We start from the raw sequence: 17,398 nt of genomic DNA on the forward strand, positions 1-17,398 counted from the left end.
CGGCCGCACGATGAAGAGCAAAAGTTAGCATGATCGTTACCATGTTCGGGAGTCACATAGGAGATCAGATCCTGGAAATCGGGAAAAGTGCCAATCAGTTCACAATATTTGTGTATAAGAGTCAGGCGTAGCAGTGCGGTATCAACGTCATTGGCCATAAAAAAACCTTATAACTGCCATTCATTTTTGCAGTCTACCTATGAACTATGGCATCCGCTAGACTGAGCATGCTTTTTCTTTTTAGCTGGAGTTCACTATGTATGTTTTAGCTGTCATTCTTGCTATCGCAGGTTCGGTCGTATACCATCTTTCGATTAAATTTGTACCTAGTGGCGTCAATCCATTTCTATCGTTGTCCGTGAGTTACGGCATCGCCCTTTTATTATGTTTACCTGGCATTTATTTGTATGAGGGCAGTCGCAACTTTCAAGTATTAAACTGGAGTGTTGCTGGCGTGGCGCTGGGAATGTTAGGGATTGAAATTGGATTCTTATTGCTATATCGAGCCGGTGGCCATTTAGGGGTATCGTCACTCCTGACTAATGCGGCAAGTACACTCTTGCTTTTACCTATTGGACTGTTGTTTTTTCGAGAAGCTTTTTCAGTCACCCGATTGCTGGGTATGGGTATCGCCCTCTGCGGTCTATGGTTGATGATGCCACGGAAATAATAACGATCGTTGATTCCACTAGCAAAGCGGATTCGAACATTCGCGAGATATTAACAAGGACGTTATGTTCAAACTTGAAACCACACACCTTATCCTGCGCGATATGCAGCCAGCTGATGAAGCGGATTTTGTCGCCATCTCGCAAGAGAGCAAGTATCAGCGGTTTTACAGCGAGTCAGATTGCGACCCGGATAAATATCGGCAGCTCACCCGACTGTTTATCGAGCAGGCGAGTGAACACCCTCGCACCGCCTATCAATTGGCCATCGAGAACAAAGCGACCGGGGGATTCATTGGCACGGTTTGCCTGCGTCTTGAAGCGGATAATCAGGCATCGATGGGCTGTGGTATGGCCCGGGCGTATCAGGGGCATGGACTCATACATGAAGCCGCATACGCCTTGATGGATTTTGGTTTTCGTGAATTAGACATACACCGGATCTATGCAGAAACCATCAGCCACAATCGGGCTGCGATACGCATGTGCAACACGTTGGGCATGAGGCAAGAGGGGTATTTTCGCGAACACCGTTTCTTCAAACAGCAGTGGTGGGATACCGTGGTATTGGCCGTCCTAAAGAGCGAGTGGCAACAAAGATCGTCACCAGCCAATTAGGCACTTAAAGCGCGCTCAGAGATGAAACGAATTCTGATTATTGGCAACTCGGGATCGGGCAAGAGTTGGTTGGCGGCTCGATTGGCTGAGCGGTTAACTATCCGCGAGGTCAATCTGGACACCATTGTCTGGCAGTCGGGTGGCTTTAACCAAAAACGGCCCCAGCATGAGATTGACCTTGCCATTGAGGCTCTTGCTCAAGAGCCCTCATGGGTGGTCGAAGGGGTATTTGGTGCCCTGACCGAGCAACTGCTTGATGCCGCCGATACCCTGCTATTTCTGGATCTCGACTGGTCTGTATGCCGGGATTCACTGCTATCGCGCGGGTCACAAAGCGCCAGGCAACGGGATGCAGTGGCAGCGGAAAAGAACTTTCAACAACTGCTGGTGTGGGCATCGGAATATGGGCAACGAGCCGGCAAAAGCTCCCGCCACTTCCATCGCGAGCTGTTTGATCGATTCCCAAACGACAAGCACCATTTCACGACTCGTGAAGCGGTAAATAGCTATCTCACTCAACTGACCACTCATAGCTAACGGGGTAGAGGATGACGCAAGAGGAGTTGGCGAAAATGGGGGGCGCTTCGGTAAATATCCAGCTGCTGGATGGCAAACCCTGTATCAGAAAAAGCGGCGCATCGCCTGTCGAACGCCATTTCTACCAACGCGCCGCACTGCATTTAAGCGGGCTCAACACTCCTGCCCTGCTCAAGGTCGAAGGGGAGACCCTGTTCCTTGAGCAGATCCCTCATCCGGTCACGCTCACGCAGCTGCACCACAACGAACAGACCTTTGCTCAGCTGGCCAACCTTCATAACGCCAACTATCAGCCCGACTTTGCGGTGAAAACTCACGGCTGGTCGCTCGTCGACACCAACGAGGCGCTCTCTGTACTCTGCTTGCCGGAAGCGGTAAACGAGAAGATCCGCCATATCCAGCAAGTTGGTCACGAACTATTCGAGGAGTCATGCCTGATTTCGGGAGATAGCAATGAAGGCAACTGGGGCACCCGCAACAATGGTGAGCTGGTGTTATTTGACTGGGAACGATTTGGTTATGGCAGCCCGGCCATCGATCTGGCCCCGCTGGTGCCGCGGATGGGTTCACGGGCTGAGTATGAAACCATCATTGAACGCTATCAGCGCCACAGTTCGCTGCACTCTGGCGACCGGTTGCTGCGCCATCTCGTCATGGCCAAGTGCTGGCTGATTATTGAGGTCACCAATCTGCTGACCAGAAGGGAGAAGCCGCAGGCACAGCAATATCTGGAGTGGTATCGGCAACAAGTGCCCCGCTGGTTGGAGTCGGTGGCGCATATTGTGTAATCACCAGCAACATCTCGCAGGTTGTCGCCAAAGGCAGTGAAGCCCAACAGTCACCACCAAAAAAAACATAATATTTCAATATCTTATAAAAAGCACTTACCTATATAACATGACCCAAGACAAACAGACTCCAAAACCTGACCATATGTTTTTCAGAAAATTTATATCCTATCTGGCTATTACCTTGCCCATCGGCCTGATCCCGGAATTTATCCGGCAGGATTTTCATATGGATTTGCTCTCGTGGCAGACGGGCCGCCTCACTCTGATCGTGATCAGCGTCGCGGCTGCAATGGCGGGAATTGACTGGCTCGTGCATCGCTATCGAGCCAGATGACGGCTCAGTCGGATGCAATAAGCCGGTAGGTTCGAATAGCGCAGCGTATTCGGACGTTCGCGTCATCACCTCTATCTTTTCTGCCATCCCCTTTCTTGCCTCCACACTTTCTGCCCCAAAAGCGGTGCAATTGACTTCGTTCATTGCACCCTACGCATTTTCCCCCTTTGCGCTCACCCTGCCAAGGCAACCCCTCCCCGCGGCTCTTCATGATTACCTCCCCGGTCATCACCCCGGCCGGTGGCGCCAACCACCATATCGAGGTGCTGGCCATTATCCCCGCCAACGTGCCGGGCAGCATAATGGCTGCGGTGATGACCTTCCTGCTGGGCATCACCCACAGCGTGGCCCACAGTGGTCCCATCGTGGCTCTGCCGGGCTGGCCTGCTTTTCCCAGCTCGCCCCATCGTCTCCTGCACGCCGGATCGCCGCCGTCACCAGGCTGCCGCGGACAGCCCCCTTGTGATCCCCTTCACGCTTCATGGCCGGAACCCGTCAAACTAGGAAATTTTCCTAATGCCCCTAGGGATGGCTCTCACGCCATTTGCGCCGCACCTCATTAAAGTCACGCTACCTGATGTAGTGACCCGACCCTCGCAGTGGCGCAGGGAGTGGGCATGGGTTCAATCGACAGGAGAGCGAGGCGCACAGTCCAACCTCTTGCTGTTGTCCTTTCCGTGGCGTGACCTCTAACACCAACCAAAAAGTGAGGGGCGCGGCGGAAATACCGTCTATCTCGCAGAGGATGAACGAAGATGTTGAAACTTCTCCAACAGGTCAGGGTACCGACCCTGGACCTGCCGGTCGCAGCCCGGCGCAAGCTCTGGTTCAAGCCGTTTATGCAATCCTATCTGGTTGTATTTATCGGCTATCTGACCATGTATCTGATCCGCAAGAACTTCAACATTGCGCAAAATGACATGATCCAGGAGTACGGTCTCTCCATGACCGAGCTTGGCATGATTGGCCTTGGCTTCTCCATCACCTACGGGGTGGGCAAGACCATCGTCTCCTACTATGCCGATGGCAAGAACACCAAGCAGTTCCTGCCGCTGATGCTGATCCTCTCCGCCCTTTGCATGCTGGGTTTCAGTGCCAGCATGGGCGGCACGGGTTTTAGCCTCTACTTCATGATCTTCTTCTACGCCCTGAGCGGCTTCTTCCAGAGCTGTGGTGGCTCCTGCAGCTACTCCACCATTACCAAGTGGACACCTCGCAACAAGCGCGGCACTTACCTCGGTATGTGGAACCTCTCCCACAACGTGGGCGGAGCCGGTGCGGCCGGTGTGGCGCTGTTCGGTGCCAACTACCTGTTCGATGGCAACGTGCTCGGCATGTTCATCTTCCCGTCCATGATCGCGCTGGTGGTCGGCTTTATCGGCCTGCGTTTTGGCAGCGACTCACCGGAAGCCTATGGCCTGGGCAAGGTGGAAGAGCTGTTTGACGAGGTGGCCAGCGAAGAAGATATCGCCACCGAAGAGCAGAAGCTGACCAAGGGTCAAATCTTCGTCAAGTACGTGCTGATGAACAAGGTGATCTGGCTGCTCTGCTTTGCCAACATCTTCCTCTACGTGGTGCGCATCGGTATCGACCAGTGGTCCACCGTGTACGCTCACCAGGAGCTGGGCTTCTCCAAGGAGATCGCCATTCAGGGCTTCACCTTCTTCGAAGTGGGCGCGCTGGTCGGCACCCTGATGTGGGGCTACCTCTCGGATCTGGCCAACGGCCGTCGTGGTCTGGTCGCGTGTGTGGCACTGGCGCTGATTATCGCGACCCTGGGCCTTTACCAGCACGCCACCACCCAGTTCATGTTCCTGGGTTCCCTGTTCTTGCTGGGTTTCCTGGTGTTTGGTCCGCAACTGCTGATCGGCGTCGCCGCCGTGGGCTTCGTGCCCAAGCAGGGCATCAGCGTGGCCGATGGCGTCAAGGGCACCTTTGCCTACCTCATCGGTGACAGCTTCGCCAAACTGGGTCTGGGCATGATCGCCGATGGCACCCCCATCTTCGGTCTGACCGGTTGGGCCGGCACCTTCGCGGCGCTGGATATCGCAGCCGCCGCCTGTCTGGTGCTGATGGCCTGCGTGGCCGTGGCCGAAGAGCGCAAGATCCGCCGTATCAAGCGCGAATTGAAAGCCGCCACCTTGGCTACCCAATCCGCCTGAACCAACGCGAACGGCGCGCCGCCGAGCTGGCAACCCAGTCAGCCTGAACCCGCGTTAACTCAATGCAGCCAGGCAACCAAGCCCGCCTGACGCAAACAGCCACTGCGCGCAACCGGCCCCGCCTTCTGGTGGGGCCGGTTTTTGATTGCTGCCCCACCGTCAGCAGATACATCCAGACTGTTGTCATCCCCTGTGCACACAGGCTCGCCAGGTATCGCTGGCATCCGTGCGGCGCGATGCCAGCATCGAACTCACAGCACTGCCCGTCGGCCCCTGAATGCTCAACCGTGAGCTCACCTTCTTCTGCCGGCCGGGAGTGACCATCATCCGGCCCGACCTTGCCATGCCCCACCCACTCAGCCCCCTGTGATACACTGCGCCATCCCCTGTTTTTGGTATGCATGCGATGAAACCTGCCCGCCCCCGTCTCTCCCTCCAAGGCCGCCCGACCACCGCTGGCCGCACCGCACAGGATGACACCCTCCGGCCCGCGCTTGCCCGCTCACGCGCCGGCACCCGGCACGCACACGACGCGAAACAGGCCGGACAGAAACCGCAGGTGAACCCCGCCGATCGCCAGTTGCTGCTGCTGAACAAGCCTTACATGGTGCTCTGCCAGTTCACCGACGAGGCGGGCCGGGAGACCCTCAAGGATTACATCAAGGAGCCCGGCATTTATGCAGCAGGGCGCCTCGACAGAGACAGCGAAGGGCTCTTGCTGCTCACCAACGATGGCAAGCTGCAAGCGCGCCTTACCCAGCCGGGGGAGAAAACCCCCAAGACCTACTGGGTACAGGTGGAAGGGATACCGAGCGAGGAGGCGCTGGCCGCCCTGCGCGCCGGGGTTGAGCTCAACGACGGCATGACCCTGCCCGCCGAGGCAACACTCATGGATGAGCCCGCAATCTGGCCGCGTAACCCGCCCATTCGTGAGCGCAAGGAGATCCCCACCCGCTGGCTCGAAATCAAAATCATCGAGGGGCGCAACCGGCAGGTGCGGCGGATGACCGCCCATATCGGCCACCCCACATTGCGCCTCATTCGCTACGCCATCGGCGAATGGACCTTGGGTAAATGGCAAGAAGACGGGCTGGCCCCCGGGCAGAGCCGCAGCCTGCCCGCCCCCGAGCTGGCGCCTTCCCGGCGCCAGCGCGCCCCCTCATCACCCCGACCGGATGGCGACGTAGCCAAACCGGCAGGAGAGGCACCACGGCGGGCAAGCCAACCGAGACGGGACGAGCGTCCCCACAGCACTCACTCAACTGAGCGCTCAACCCCAAGCACGACCGGCGGCAAACCCCGCAGCAGCGGGCGCGGTAGCAATCGCAACACAATGCGCCGACCGGCCCGCACGGGTAATCCCAACAGCAGCGACAAGGAGTCATGATGAGCAATCACTCGGCAGAGCAACCGACCACCAGCTATGCCCGCATGGAGGCCCGCCTGACGGTTGCCGCCCTGGTGCACTGGCAGGGCCGCTTTCTGGTGGTGGAAGAGGAGATAAAAGGTCAGCGCCGCTTCAATCAGCCCGCCGGCCATGTGGAGCCTGGCGAAAACCTGATTGACGCAGCCTGCCGCGAGCTGAAAGAGGAGACGGGTCTGACCGCCACGCCGACCGCGTGGCTCGGCACCTATCTGTTCAAACCGGCTGACAGCGAGGCCACCTTTGTACGCACCGCCCTGGTGTTCGACCTTGAAAAGGCGCCGGGTCAGCACCAGCCAGAGGATCCTGATGGCGATGTACTGGCCTGCCACTGGCTTACGCTGGAGGAGATCGCCGAGTGCAAACCGGCCCTGCGCAGCCCCCTGGTGTGGCAGTGCATCCAGGATTATCTGGGGGGCACCCGCCTGCCACTCTCAGCACTCAAGGCCTTTATTTGAGAACCTGTCCACGCTCTTACTGCGAGGCCGTGATCAAGGCTCATGTGCTGCTCGCTTGTTTGCAATCAGGAAAGCTCACGTATATCTATACGCTCCGGTTCCTGCGCTGCTCTTTACCTTGCTGACGGCCTCTCGTGACAGATCGTGAACAGGCTATCCGATATCGTTTGGCACCATTTTTTCATAATGGTGCCGACAAACAGAAAAACGATTTCCTGCCACCGCATTCCCGATGGGAGCCAGGGCATGGATATGTGACCGGGGGCGCGAAATTCTGGTAGAATACGCCCCGTTTAAACGAACTGGTAACTTCGACTAATGACAGACAATAGCCAAATCAAGGTGATCGTCGGCATGTCCGGCGGCGTGGATTCTTCCGTCTCGGCCTACCTGCTCCAGCAGCAGGGTTATCAGGTCGAAGGCTTGTTCATGAAGAACTGGGAAGAAGACGACACGGACGAGTACTGCTCTGCCTCCCAGGATTTGGCTGATGCCAAGGCCGTCTGCGACAAGCTGGGTATGAAGCTGCATACCATCAATTTCGCCGCCGAGTACTGGGACAATGTGTTCGAGCACTTCCTCGAAGAGTACAAGGCAGGGCGCACGCCGAACCCGGATATCCTGTGCAACAAGGAGATCAAGTTCAAGGCGTTCCTCGAATTTGCCGCCGAAGAGCTGGGTGCCACCTACATCGCCACAGGCCACTATGTGCGCCGTGACGACAGCACCGGCCGCCCGCGCCTGCTGCGCGGTCTCGATACCAACAAGGATCAGAGCTACTTCCTCTACACCCTGAGCGAAAGCCAAGTGGGTCAAAGCCTGTTCCCGGTCGGTGATTTGGAGAAGCCGGAGGTGCGCCGCATCGCCGAGCAGCTGGATCTCATCACCGCCAAGAAGAAAGACTCCACCGGTATCTGCTTCATCGGTGAGCGCAAATTCAAAGACTTTCTGGCCAAGTTCCTGCCCGCCCAGCCCGGCCCCATCGAAACCGTGGACGGTAAGGTGATCGGCGAGCACCAGGGCTTGATGTATCACACTCTGGGCCAGCGCAAGGGGCTCGGCATCGGTGGTCGCAAAGACGCCACCGAAGAGGCCTGGTACGTGGTCGACAAAGAGGTCGAGCGCAACGTGCTGGTGGTGGCACAGGGCGAGCATCCCCGCCTCTACTCCGACGGCCTGGTTGCCAGCCAGCTGCACTGGGTTGATCGCACCCCGATCCGCGCACCGCGCCGCTGCACCGTCAAGACCCGCTACCGCCAGCAGGATATTCCCTGCCTCATTCAGCCCATCGATGACGAGACCATCCGGGTCATCTTCGACGAGAAGCAGGCAGCGGTGACCCCGGGCCAGTCCGCCGTCTTCTATGACGGGGAAGTGTGCCTGGGCGGCGGCATCATTGAACAGCGCTTCAGCCATCCGGTTTGAATCCTTAACAGAAGGCAGCTGACGTGAGCGACAAATTCCAAGGCCGGATCATGGCCTGCTGCGGGTATCTGCCAGTGAATGAACAGAACAGGGCCGTGAAGATATGAGCGACAAATTCCAAGACAGAACAATGGCCTTTGCCGGCATCTGCCAGGCAGCCTATCTGGTACAAAAAGTGGCCCGCGATGGCAGCTGTGATGAGGCCTCGCTGCGCGAGAGCATGCAAAGCGTGTTGGTGACCGATCCCAAGCAGCCGCTGGAAGTGTTCGGCAACCACCTGGCCATTCGTGATGGCTATCGCGCGCTGGTCGAACAGCTGGGCTCTGACGGCAGCCAAAAGAACGCCGAGCTGACCCGCTACGTGGTCAGCCTGATCGCGCTGGAGCGCAAGCTGGCCAAGCGCCAGGACATACTCAACATGCTGGGGGAGCGGATCGGTCAGATCGGCCGCCAGCAACAACATTTCGATCTGCTCGACGAGCAGATCCTGGCCAACATGGCGAGCATCTACAGCGATCTCATCAGCCCCATAGGGCCGCGCATCCAGGTGGCGGGCACCCCACTGTTCCTGCAACAGCCGCTGGTGCAGTACAAGGTGCGCGCCCTGCTGCTGGCAGGCATCCGTGCCTGCGTGCTGTGGCGCCAGCTTGGCGGCAGCCGCACCCAGATCATCTTCGCACGCAAGAAGATGGTGGAACTGGCCAAACGTTTTTAACCCCCACACCAATCATCAGGAGTTCACCCCATGGAGCTGTCCGCGCTGACTGCTGTTTCCCCGATTGACGGTCGTTATGGCGACAAGGCCGATGCCCTGCGCCCTATCTTCTCCGAATTCGGTCTGCTGCGTTTTCGCGTCGAAGTCGAGGTGCGCTGGTTGCAAAAACTGGCCAGCCACGCCGGGATCCCGGAAGTCCCTGCCCTGAGCGCGGCCGCCAACGCCCTGCTCGACGGCATCGTCAGCGACTTCAACGAGAGTGACGCCGCCCGCATCAAACAGATTGAGCGCACCACCAACCATGATGTGAAAGCGGTGGAGTACTTCCTCAAAGAGAAAGTCGAAGTGAACCCGGAGCTGGCCGCCGTCAGCGAGTTCATCCACTTCGCCTGCACCTCGGAAGATATCAACAACAACTCCCACGGTCTGATGCTGAAAACCGCTCGCGAAGAGGTCATCAAGCCTTATTGCGAGAAGCTGCTCAGCGAGCTCAAGCGCCTGGCTGTTGAGTACCGTGACATGCCGCTGCTGTCGCGCACCCATGGCCAGCCCGCCACCCCGAGCACCATGGGCAAGGAGATGGCCAACGTCGCCTACCGTCTGGAGCGCCAGTTCAAGCAGATCATGGCGGTGGAGATCCTCGGCAAGATCAACGGGGCTGTCGGCAACTACAACGCCCACATCAGCGCCTATCCGGAAGTGGACTGGCACCAGTTCTCCGAGGAGTTCGTGACCTCCCTCGGTCTGAACTGGAACCCCTACACCACCCAGATCGAGCCGCACGACTACATCGCCGAGCTGTTCGATGCCATGGCCCGCTTTAACACCATCCTGATCGACTTCGACCGCGATGTGTGGGGTTACATCTCGCTGGGCCACTTCAAGCAGCGCACCATCGCGGGTGAGATCGGCTCCTCCACCATGCCGCACAAGGTCAACCCCATCGACTTCGAAAACTCCGAAGGCAACCTGGGTCTGGCCAATGCGGTATTCGGCCATCTGGCGAGCAAGCTGCCCATCTCCCGCTGGCAGCGTGATCTGACCGACTCAACCGTGCTGCGCAACCTGGGTGTGGCTGTGGGTTACTCCCTGATTGCCTATCAGGCGACCCTCAAGGGCATCTCCAAGCTGGAAGCCAACGACGCCGCCATGGCCGCCGATCTGGACGCCAACTGGGAAGTGCTGGCCGAACCGATCCAGACCGTAATGCGCCGCTACGGTATCGAGAAGCCCTACGAAAAGCTCAAAGAGCTGACCCGTGGTCGCCGCGTGGATGCCGAAGGGATGCGTACCTTTATCGACACCCTCGAACTGCCGGAAGCAGTGAAGGTGGAGCTGAAGAAGCTGACCCCGGCCAACTACATAGGTGACGCCCAGCGTCTGGTTGATCTGCTGAAATAAGCCAACCGGTACTGACGAAGGGGCCCTGTGCACGATACGCCACAGGGCCCCTGTTATTTTCCCTGCCACGGCAGGATCCCGAGTGGCTTTTCCCAAGCCCGACTTGGGCAAAACCTCTTTGCGAGACACGAGAAACAGCATGTACCAACTCAATCTGGATATCGCTCACTTCCTTGAGCACTACTGGCAGAAGCGCCCACTCCTTATCAAGGGTGGCTTCACCGACTTTCAGGACCCCATCAGCCCGGACGAGCTGGCGGGTCTGGCCATGGAAGAGGTGGTGGAGTCCCGTCTGGTGACCCGCTTCGACAACAAGTGGGAAGCGGCCCACGGCCCCTTCGAATCCTACGACCATCTGGGGGAAGAGAACTGGACAGTGCTGGTGCAGGCTTGCAACCACTGGGCCCCCGAGGTACACGAGCTGGCACTGCCGTTCCAGTTCATCCCGGGCTGGCGTTTTGACGATGTGATGGTGAGCTTCTCCACCCCCCACGCGGGGGTCGGCCCCCACATCGACAACTACGATGTGTTCATCACCCAGGGTCTGGGCAAGCGTCACTGGCGGGTTGGCGATGCCAAGCCGCTCAACGAATTTGCTGCCCACGCCGCCCTGCTGCACTGCGAGCCGTTCGAGGCGATCATCGATGTCATCATGGAGCCAGGCGATATCCTCTACATTCCACCCGGATTCCCCCACGAGGGCTACGCCATCGAGCCCTCCATGAACTTCTCGGTCGGTTTCCGTGCGCCGGATGCCAAGGCGCTTATCTCCTCCTTTGCCGATCACCTGATCGACAACGAGGTGCGTACCGAGCGTTATGGCGATGCCGATCTCAAGCCCCGAGCCCGCCACGGCGAGATCCAGCCCTCTGAGCTGCACCGTCTGCGCGAGCTGATGCAACAGGCCCTCGATGACGAGACCCTGTTCAAGGCGTGGTTCGGCGCCATGATCTCCGAAGCCAAGCACGATCTGGATGTCAATCCGGTCGAGCCGGACTACAGCGCCGAAGAAGTGGCCGACCTGCTGACTCAGGGCGAGCCCGCCATCAAGGTGCCGGGCCTGCGTAGCGTCTGGTTCAGCGGTGAGAGCCAGCAGTGCTATATCGACGGCGAAGCCTGGACCCTGCCAAGCGACGATGCGGCCGCCATTTCGCTGCTGTGTGACAAGGACATCATCACTCAGGCAGACATGGTAGAACTCGCCGATCAGGCCGGTTTCCTGCAACTGCTGACCCGTCTGATCAACCGCGGTTACTGGTTCTTCAGCTGAAGTGACTGGCTGACAGCAACGACAAAGGCGCCTTGATGGCTAATGCCAGTCAGTTAAGCCTGACTGGCGTTGTTTTTATTGGTTTTTTTAACTCCATACTTCTGTGGCCTTGGCTTCACGCTGCGGGGGTAACTTCGCTCCCTTCGGGCCGGCAATACAAACTGGCCCGCCTGTTTCTCCAGCTCCGCAACGCGTCCCGGGATATTCCCCGGCGATACATACGGCATGCAGCTCAGCTCATGGATGAGATAGACCGATGCCATGTGAAAACTCAGCTGGCTCGCCGTGTATCCCTTCAGGCTCGCCGCCATCTTCACCATCTGGCTGCGCAGCAGGTTGTACGCCAGCAACACACCCCATAGCTCTTGCCGTATCCCCGCCGCCTTCTTGCTGCGCAGGGTCAGCCGGTGCTGTTGCAGGCTGTGCTTCATCTCCCGATAGCCCAGCTCGATTTCCCAGCGATGGCCGTAGAGCTCGACGATGTCGGCGCCAGGGAAACGCATCGGGTCGACCATCGAGGTCAGCACCTGCCGCTCTTTGCCGTTGATAGTGCGAGTCAGCAAGCGGGCTTCTAGCGTGTCAGGCAGTTGCGGCCACTTCTTCCTCGCCTGTGGACTGGGTTTGAGACGCACCAGGGCATCCTGACGCCCCAGCTTGTACACCACCTCGTATTGCGTGCCCTTTTTGAGTGGCAGCAACCAGTGCCGTTCGCTGCCAGTGGTCTGCCAGGCATGGAGCAAGCCGAGGGAGTAAAACCCCTTGTCGAACAGGGTCAGCGAGTGGTCCGGCGTGCGCGCGACCAGCTGCTCGGCCAACACCATCTCGTTGACGGCGCAGCTCTCCATGACGGCCTGAACAAGCAGGTGACTGGTCAGCTCCATCTGGCAGAGCATGCGCACTTGCGGATAAGCTGTCTCCCCATGCTGGGTACCGGGCTTGGCAAACGCGGCGGCATTGTCCGGGGTATCAGGCGTGCGCCACATCACGCCATCGACGGCGAGCAACTGCAGCCCGGCCCAGCCGGGGTGCTTGGCCTGCTGGTGCCAGCCTGCGGCGGTGTCGTGAAACAGGCGCTCAATGCTCTTGTGGCCAAGCTTCTGGCGAGCTTGCAGGAAGGCGCTGGGGGCGACAAAGGGGCGCTCACCGGGCAAGAGGATATCGAGCTGATTGACCAGCTGAGTCATGGGGACGTTGCGGAAGATGGCCATGCCGATGATGGCCCAGACCAGTCGCTCCATGGGCATACGGCGACGGCGCAGGGTAGCAACGCCCTCTTCGCCGAGCAGAGTGGTGATGAGCTCGTTGGGAATGAGGTCGGAGAGTGACTCAAACTGGGCGGCCTTGCTGGCGTGTAGGAAGTCGAGAGCTTGAGCGATACGCATAAAAAATCCGAAACCAATCAACAGGTTTCGGATTTTCACACATCAGAAGGATCGGTCAATGGATCCTTAACCGATCGGCATTAGCCTTGATGGCGCCTTTTTTATTGCAGGAAGTCGATTTCCCCACCCTTATTTGCAGCATGGCCCCGTGTCATGGTGACCACTCATGGCCCAGCGATGGATAAGGCTGTTACATCGGTTACCTCGGAATAAATGCATTCTTGTAGAAGGATCGGAATCCATTATCCGGCACCTGAAACTCAACCCCATTGTGCAATGACAATGAGGCATCGCCAGTCTTATTCATAATGGCACCATAGCGCGCATAACCACTTTTGCCATCGTGATACATAAAGTCCATCCGCGAAACCAGATCATTGGTTTTCTTGAACAACCTGCCGACAATCGGCGAGTCTGAGGACATGGGGTTATTGATGGTCCGCAGTAATTTCATACTGGTATAATCACCATTGTCATCCCGGGTCAGCAGATAATGGTAGCGAGTCACGGGAGCCTGCAGACCACCTAACCGATAGATCAAATTCACGTTAGTACCGAGTGCCAGTGCATTAAGGCCATAGGTTATCGGTGCATCGCGCTGACCGACAAAGTCAGATATTATCCTGCGTGCTACACCACCTTTCACTTGATAGATATGTCGGGTAGTAAAGATAAGGAACATGGTCTCATCAAGGCCATTGATGGCAACCACATCCAGCGGATATTCTTGCCACTCCAGATTTAATTGACTCGTCAGCTCATTGCTGTTTGTCGGGGCATCTTCCAGGTGAGACGTCAAGAAAGCGTTTGAAAAGCTTGAGTTGTTTCTCAGCGCCACAAATATTGCGGCGCGACTATTATTGCTTGACTGACTCTCAACGGCATGCAAACAGGTCTGCAAATCACTCCCCGGCCGCCAGTTATTGATGGGTGTGTTGGCTCCCTCAGTGAAGAAATTCGATATATTTCCGTAACCTGGCTTCTGAATATTGGCAAAGTTATAAATCCTGCCATTTCTTGGGGCGGTTACCAGAGCCCCTGGCTGAGTATAAATCGGATTATCATGATCAGCGATACTTGGGACATAATCCCAATCGGTATTCATGGTCTTTGCATCAAATGCACATACCAGAGTTCGCTTCCAGTAACTGGATACCCGGCAAATATATGCACCAAGGTCTTCATACTCAAGCCCCCGCGGTTTAATATATTCGTTGGTATATCTCGCAATCGGGGTAGGTTTGATATCTTCTTTTTTTAGTAACGTGTAGAGCCACTGGGCGATGGCTACTATTATGCCGATCACCGCAATAATAATCCCCAAGGGGCCGGCAATGGCAAGCCCCATAAAAGAGGCAATGGCGACGCCCAACGCTACCGTGGCGACCAGCATGTTGATTGCCGCAAATATAATATCCCCAATATCCCCGCCCTCGACAGCCTGATATAGGTTATACGCTGCCAAGGCCGCCCCCAGCGCAGCCAATCCAACAAAACATATATTGATAACCCGAGCGATATTTTGAGTGGCGAGAAACATCTTGCTGGCTATCTGCCGCTCTATCACATTCGTGAGATGCTCGCCTTTGGCTGCAAGGTTGCTCAAAAACTGACTGAATTTCCCCATATTAATGGCTATGCTATTTATGATTCCTTCACCATTGCCATAAATAAACATGGTCACTTTATCAAGGAACCGACCGAGCTGGATCAGATTCAATGTCACATCAAAAAGGGCCGCCCCCAACTCCATCAAAGGAATAGGGTTGCTCCACTCCTCCCGATCGGTCGCCGTCAACCAGGTAAAGTTGCCCACCCCCAGCAACAAGGTGAACACGGATAGGAATGACTCTGTGGCGTTGGCGGGAACCACACCAGAGAAGGCTGTAGGAGCCATACTGCCCGTAGCCCCTGCCAGAGCAGGATATCTTTGAAGAATACGCTGCCGTGCATCCCCATCCTGCAAGGTGCTCGTTCTCAAGCTCATATTATTCAGTTCATTCCAGAAGCTATCCGGACTATTTTGGTTGAAGAAATTGTTCCAGAAGGTGCGCTGAGTACCGCTTTCATTTCTCAGCAAGGTCACCACATCATCGAAATTTCTCCTGTTGGCCAGGACTGTGTATTTCTCGCTTTGGTGACCCCAGCTCATGTTCATGGCAAACCCGCTGTAAACAGAACCCGCCATGGTACGTTCAAATGTTTTCAGCTCATCCTCGGTGATGCGACGACCGGATGAAATATTGAGTGCCCTTACTTTATTGATGGTGTTATACACTTTCCACATCGCTTTTTCAAACGATGAGCCTGACCCCACATACTCCTGAACTTTAAAAGAACTGATAAGTTCATCTAGCACCTCATTATTGGAGTAGTGTTCGATAAGTTGACGAGCCCAACTTTCCCCCCCTGCTTTGTAGGTGGTTAACTTTCCATTTTGACAAAAATGGGTGGCGACTGAGTATAGCTGATCGATAATCTCTTTAAATTGCGCCCCCTTTTCCGCTTGCTTAATATTCGCATTTACCTTCACCATATCCCAAGAGTTATACAGCTTCCGGTCAGCCACAGTGACATTAGTTTGCTTGCTATATGAGTGTTGCAACAAGCCACTTACATATTCAACCATGTTGTCAGTAAAATAGCGTCGATTGCTGGTGAAAATGGCGTTAACCGAGTTGATGCCATCACTCATTGTCAGCACCTTATCATTAGGCTTCATGCCAGCGCCCAAGTCGGCACTTAATGATCCGTTCTGATACTGGAATTCGAACTTCATTAACTCTTGAAACATCACCTGGGCAAGATATTGAGCTTCATCGGTTTCTTGCACAAAGTTGACCCGATTCGAATCAACGGTGGGCTGGTTAGACGCCATCACGTAAAAATTGATCCCATCCAACTCAGCGAAATTGCCACTATTCAGGGTAGCAAAGGCGGCCTGCACCGGGGTAGGGAAAACGCTACTTGCTGCCAAGCCGAGCAATGACATGGAAGAGAAGGTGAGAAAATCCCGCCGCCCCTGTGAAACTTCTTGATGGATGATCTCTGATAATTTTTTCATATTGTATACCCTAGTATAAATACTCTATGTGGATGTCAATATCCTTTCATAAACAAGGGAATAGCAAACAGAACCATATCATCATGGCTGAGTGAATTATCCTTGTTTACAAGGACAACATTAAGTGGAGGTTATTTGCATCTATGCGATATAGATGTAAACAGCATCCACTTTACTGGCATTTACTTGATAAAAATGAACAAAAATAACCAAGACTCACAGTGAATAGATTATGCATCCTTATTTATTGAATCATCTTCACGAACTTACACGGGCATTCTCGTATGAGTAAAACATCAATAACAGCGCCTGATTAAAAAATGTTACCTGCTAGACAAAAACAGATTTTTTTTCAGAAAAAGTTGTAACGAGATATTGCAAAGGAAAATCCTCTTGAAAAGAGGCAACAATACAGCGGACCGGTACCGGGTAACGTTGCGTTATTCAGTGACAAATCGGCATACTATTCATGCCCCAAGACCACCCGATCACGGGCACGCCGTCAGCAGGCCGGTTGCAAGGTCGCAGTAGACTGTCTCTGATGACAATCGAGGGGGCTTCGGCGGAAAGATTGCATACCTTGCAACCTGTCTTGATAACAAAACGGCAGCCTTGAGGCTGCCGTTTTGTTGCTCATTGTTCGTCGGGGATCTCGTCAAACAGGGGGTGGTAGAGTACCTCACCGGCCATGCCGGCCAGCCCCCCTTCCTGCAGCTCCATCGCCAGAAAACAGTCGGCGGGCACTTCGTAGATGCAGTGCAGGCCGAACTCGCTGGCGGGACGAAAACCGAAGCGGCCGTAATAGGTCGGGTCACCGAGCACCACCACCGCTTTCCAGTCCATTTCCAGCGCCGTGTCCAGCCCCTCACGTACCAGATCCGAGCCTATGCCCTGCCCCTGCCAGTCCGGATGCACGGCCACCGGTGCCAGACCGAGCCAGGGCCCTTCCAGGCCGTTAATGGTGATCGGGCTCAGCATCAGGTGCCCCATGAACTCGTACTCTTCCTCTTCGACCATGGTCACCACGGCGGCGCCACACTCGCGCAGGCGGTTGACCAGTTCGGCCTCATCGGAACGGCCAAAAGCGGCGCTCACCAGTTCATAGACCGGCAACATGTCGCCGGGGCGCTCGGTTCTCAGCATACAGCGT

16 protein-coding genes are annotated in these 17,398 nt (G+C 56.1%); 12 read left to right on the forward strand and 4 right to left on the reverse strand.

Annotated elements, in window-relative coordinates; genetic code table 11:
- Positions 1-256: 256 nt before the first annotated feature.
- The 4 genes from GWQ22_RS04795 to GWQ22_RS04810 all read left to right on the forward strand — a co-directional run bounded on the left by GWQ22_RS04795 (position 257) and on the right by GWQ22_RS04810 (position 2,611).
- Positions 257-670 (forward strand): EamA family transporter, encoded by a 414-nt coding sequence (locus tag GWQ22_RS04795; RefSeq protein WP_084204527.1) that lies wholly within the window; start codon positions 257-259, stop codon positions 668-670.
- 64 nt (positions 671-734) lie between these two features.
- Positions 735-1,286, forward strand: a complete 552-nt coding sequence (locus tag GWQ22_RS04800; RefSeq protein WP_275929608.1) for a GNAT family protein — start codon at positions 735-737, stop codon at positions 1,284-1,286.
- Between the two features lie 21 nt (positions 1,287-1,307).
- Positions 1,308-1,823, forward strand: a complete 516-nt coding sequence (locus GWQ22_RS04805) for an AAA family ATPase (RefSeq protein ID WP_275929609.1) — start codon at positions 1,308-1,310, stop codon at positions 1,821-1,823.
- A gap of 11 nt (positions 1,824-1,834) precedes the next feature.
- Positions 1,835-2,611, forward strand: coding sequence for an aminoglycoside phosphotransferase family protein (locus tag GWQ22_RS04810; RefSeq protein ID WP_234936952.1), 777 nt, complete (start codon positions 1,835-1,837; stop codon positions 2,609-2,611).
- A gap of 100 nt (positions 2,612-2,711) precedes the next feature.
- On the opposite strand, the gene GWQ22_RS04815 is transcribed toward GWQ22_RS04810, so the two are convergent.
- Entirely contained in the window at positions 2,712-3,092 is a 381-nt protein-coding gene (locus GWQ22_RS04815) for a hypothetical protein (RefSeq protein ID WP_275929610.1), read from the reverse strand.
- A gap of 65 nt (positions 3,093-3,157) precedes the next feature.
- On the opposite strand from GWQ22_RS04815, the gene GWQ22_RS04820 reads away from it, so the two are divergent.
- The 8 genes from GWQ22_RS04820 to GWQ22_RS04855 all read left to right on the forward strand — a co-directional run bounded on the left by GWQ22_RS04820 (position 3,158) and on the right by GWQ22_RS04855 (position 11,802).
- A complete protein-coding gene (locus GWQ22_RS04820; protein WP_275929611.1) occupies positions 3,158-3,511 on the forward strand; it encodes a hypothetical protein in 354 nt (117 codons plus the stop codon).
- A gap of 192 nt (positions 3,512-3,703) precedes the next feature.
- Positions 3,704-5,110: a hexose-6-phosphate:phosphate antiporter gene (uhpT, locus tag GWQ22_RS04825; RefSeq protein ID WP_275929612.1), complete on the forward strand. Its 1,407-nt coding sequence runs from the start codon at positions 3,704-3,706 to the stop codon at positions 5,108-5,110.
- A 397-nt stretch (positions 5,111-5,507) separates the two neighbouring features.
- Positions 5,508-6,497 (forward strand): pseudouridine synthase, encoded by a 990-nt coding sequence (locus GWQ22_RS04830; RefSeq protein WP_275929613.1) that lies wholly within the window; start codon positions 5,508-5,510, stop codon positions 6,495-6,497.
- On the forward strand, positions 6,497-6,991 hold the full coding sequence (locus GWQ22_RS04835; protein ID WP_275929614.1) for an NUDIX hydrolase: 495 nt from the start codon (positions 6,497-6,499) through the stop codon (positions 6,989-6,991). The genes GWQ22_RS04830 and GWQ22_RS04835 overlap by 1 nt, the downstream gene beginning before the upstream one ends.
- A 318-nt stretch (positions 6,992-7,309) precedes the next feature.
- Entirely contained in the window at positions 7,310-8,416 is a 1,107-nt protein-coding gene (mnmA, locus tag GWQ22_RS04840) for a tRNA 2-thiouridine(34) synthase MnmA (RefSeq protein ID WP_108537976.1), read from the forward strand.
- 103 nt (positions 8,417-8,519) lie between these two features.
- Complete coding sequence (hflD, locus tag GWQ22_RS04845; RefSeq protein WP_042034053.1) at positions 8,520-9,131, forward strand: high frequency lysogenization protein HflD; 612 nt, start codon at positions 8,520-8,522, stop codon at positions 9,129-9,131.
- 30 nt (positions 9,132-9,161) lie between these two features.
- Complete coding sequence (purB, locus tag GWQ22_RS04850; RefSeq protein WP_275929615.1) at positions 9,162-10,532, forward strand: adenylosuccinate lyase; 1,371 nt, start codon at positions 9,162-9,164, stop codon at positions 10,530-10,532.
- Between the two features lie 139 nt (positions 10,533-10,671).
- Positions 10,672-11,802 (forward strand): cupin domain-containing protein, encoded by a 1,131-nt coding sequence (locus GWQ22_RS04855; RefSeq protein WP_212514087.1) that lies wholly within the window; start codon positions 10,672-10,674, stop codon positions 11,800-11,802.
- Between the two features lie 53 nt (positions 11,803-11,855).
- On the opposite strand, the gene GWQ22_RS04860 is transcribed toward GWQ22_RS04855, so the two are convergent.
- The 3 genes from GWQ22_RS04860 to GWQ22_RS04870 all read right to left on the reverse strand — a co-directional run bounded on the left by GWQ22_RS04860 (position 11,856) and on the right by GWQ22_RS04870 (position 17,391).
- Positions 11,856-13,184, reverse strand: coding sequence for an IS4 family transposase (locus GWQ22_RS04860; RefSeq protein ID WP_275929616.1), 1,329 nt, complete (start codon positions 13,182-13,184; stop codon positions 11,856-11,858).
- A gap of 199 nt (positions 13,185-13,383) precedes the next feature.
- Positions 13,384-16,248: a hypothetical protein gene (locus GWQ22_RS04865; RefSeq protein ID WP_275929617.1), complete on the reverse strand. Its 2,865-nt coding sequence runs from the start codon at positions 16,246-16,248 to the stop codon at positions 13,384-13,386.
- A 633-nt stretch (positions 16,249-16,881) separates the two neighbouring features.
- Positions 16,882-17,391, reverse strand: a complete 510-nt coding sequence (locus tag GWQ22_RS04870; RefSeq protein ID WP_042034061.1) for an N-acetyltransferase — start codon at positions 17,389-17,391, stop codon at positions 16,882-16,884.
- Between the last annotated feature and the right edge of the window lie 7 nt (positions 17,392-17,398).

The organism is Aeromonas sp. 1HA1 (assembly GCF_029237385.1).
Classification (GTDB): domain Bacteria; phylum Pseudomonadota; class Gammaproteobacteria; order Enterobacterales; family Aeromonadaceae; genus Aeromonas; species Aeromonas popoffii.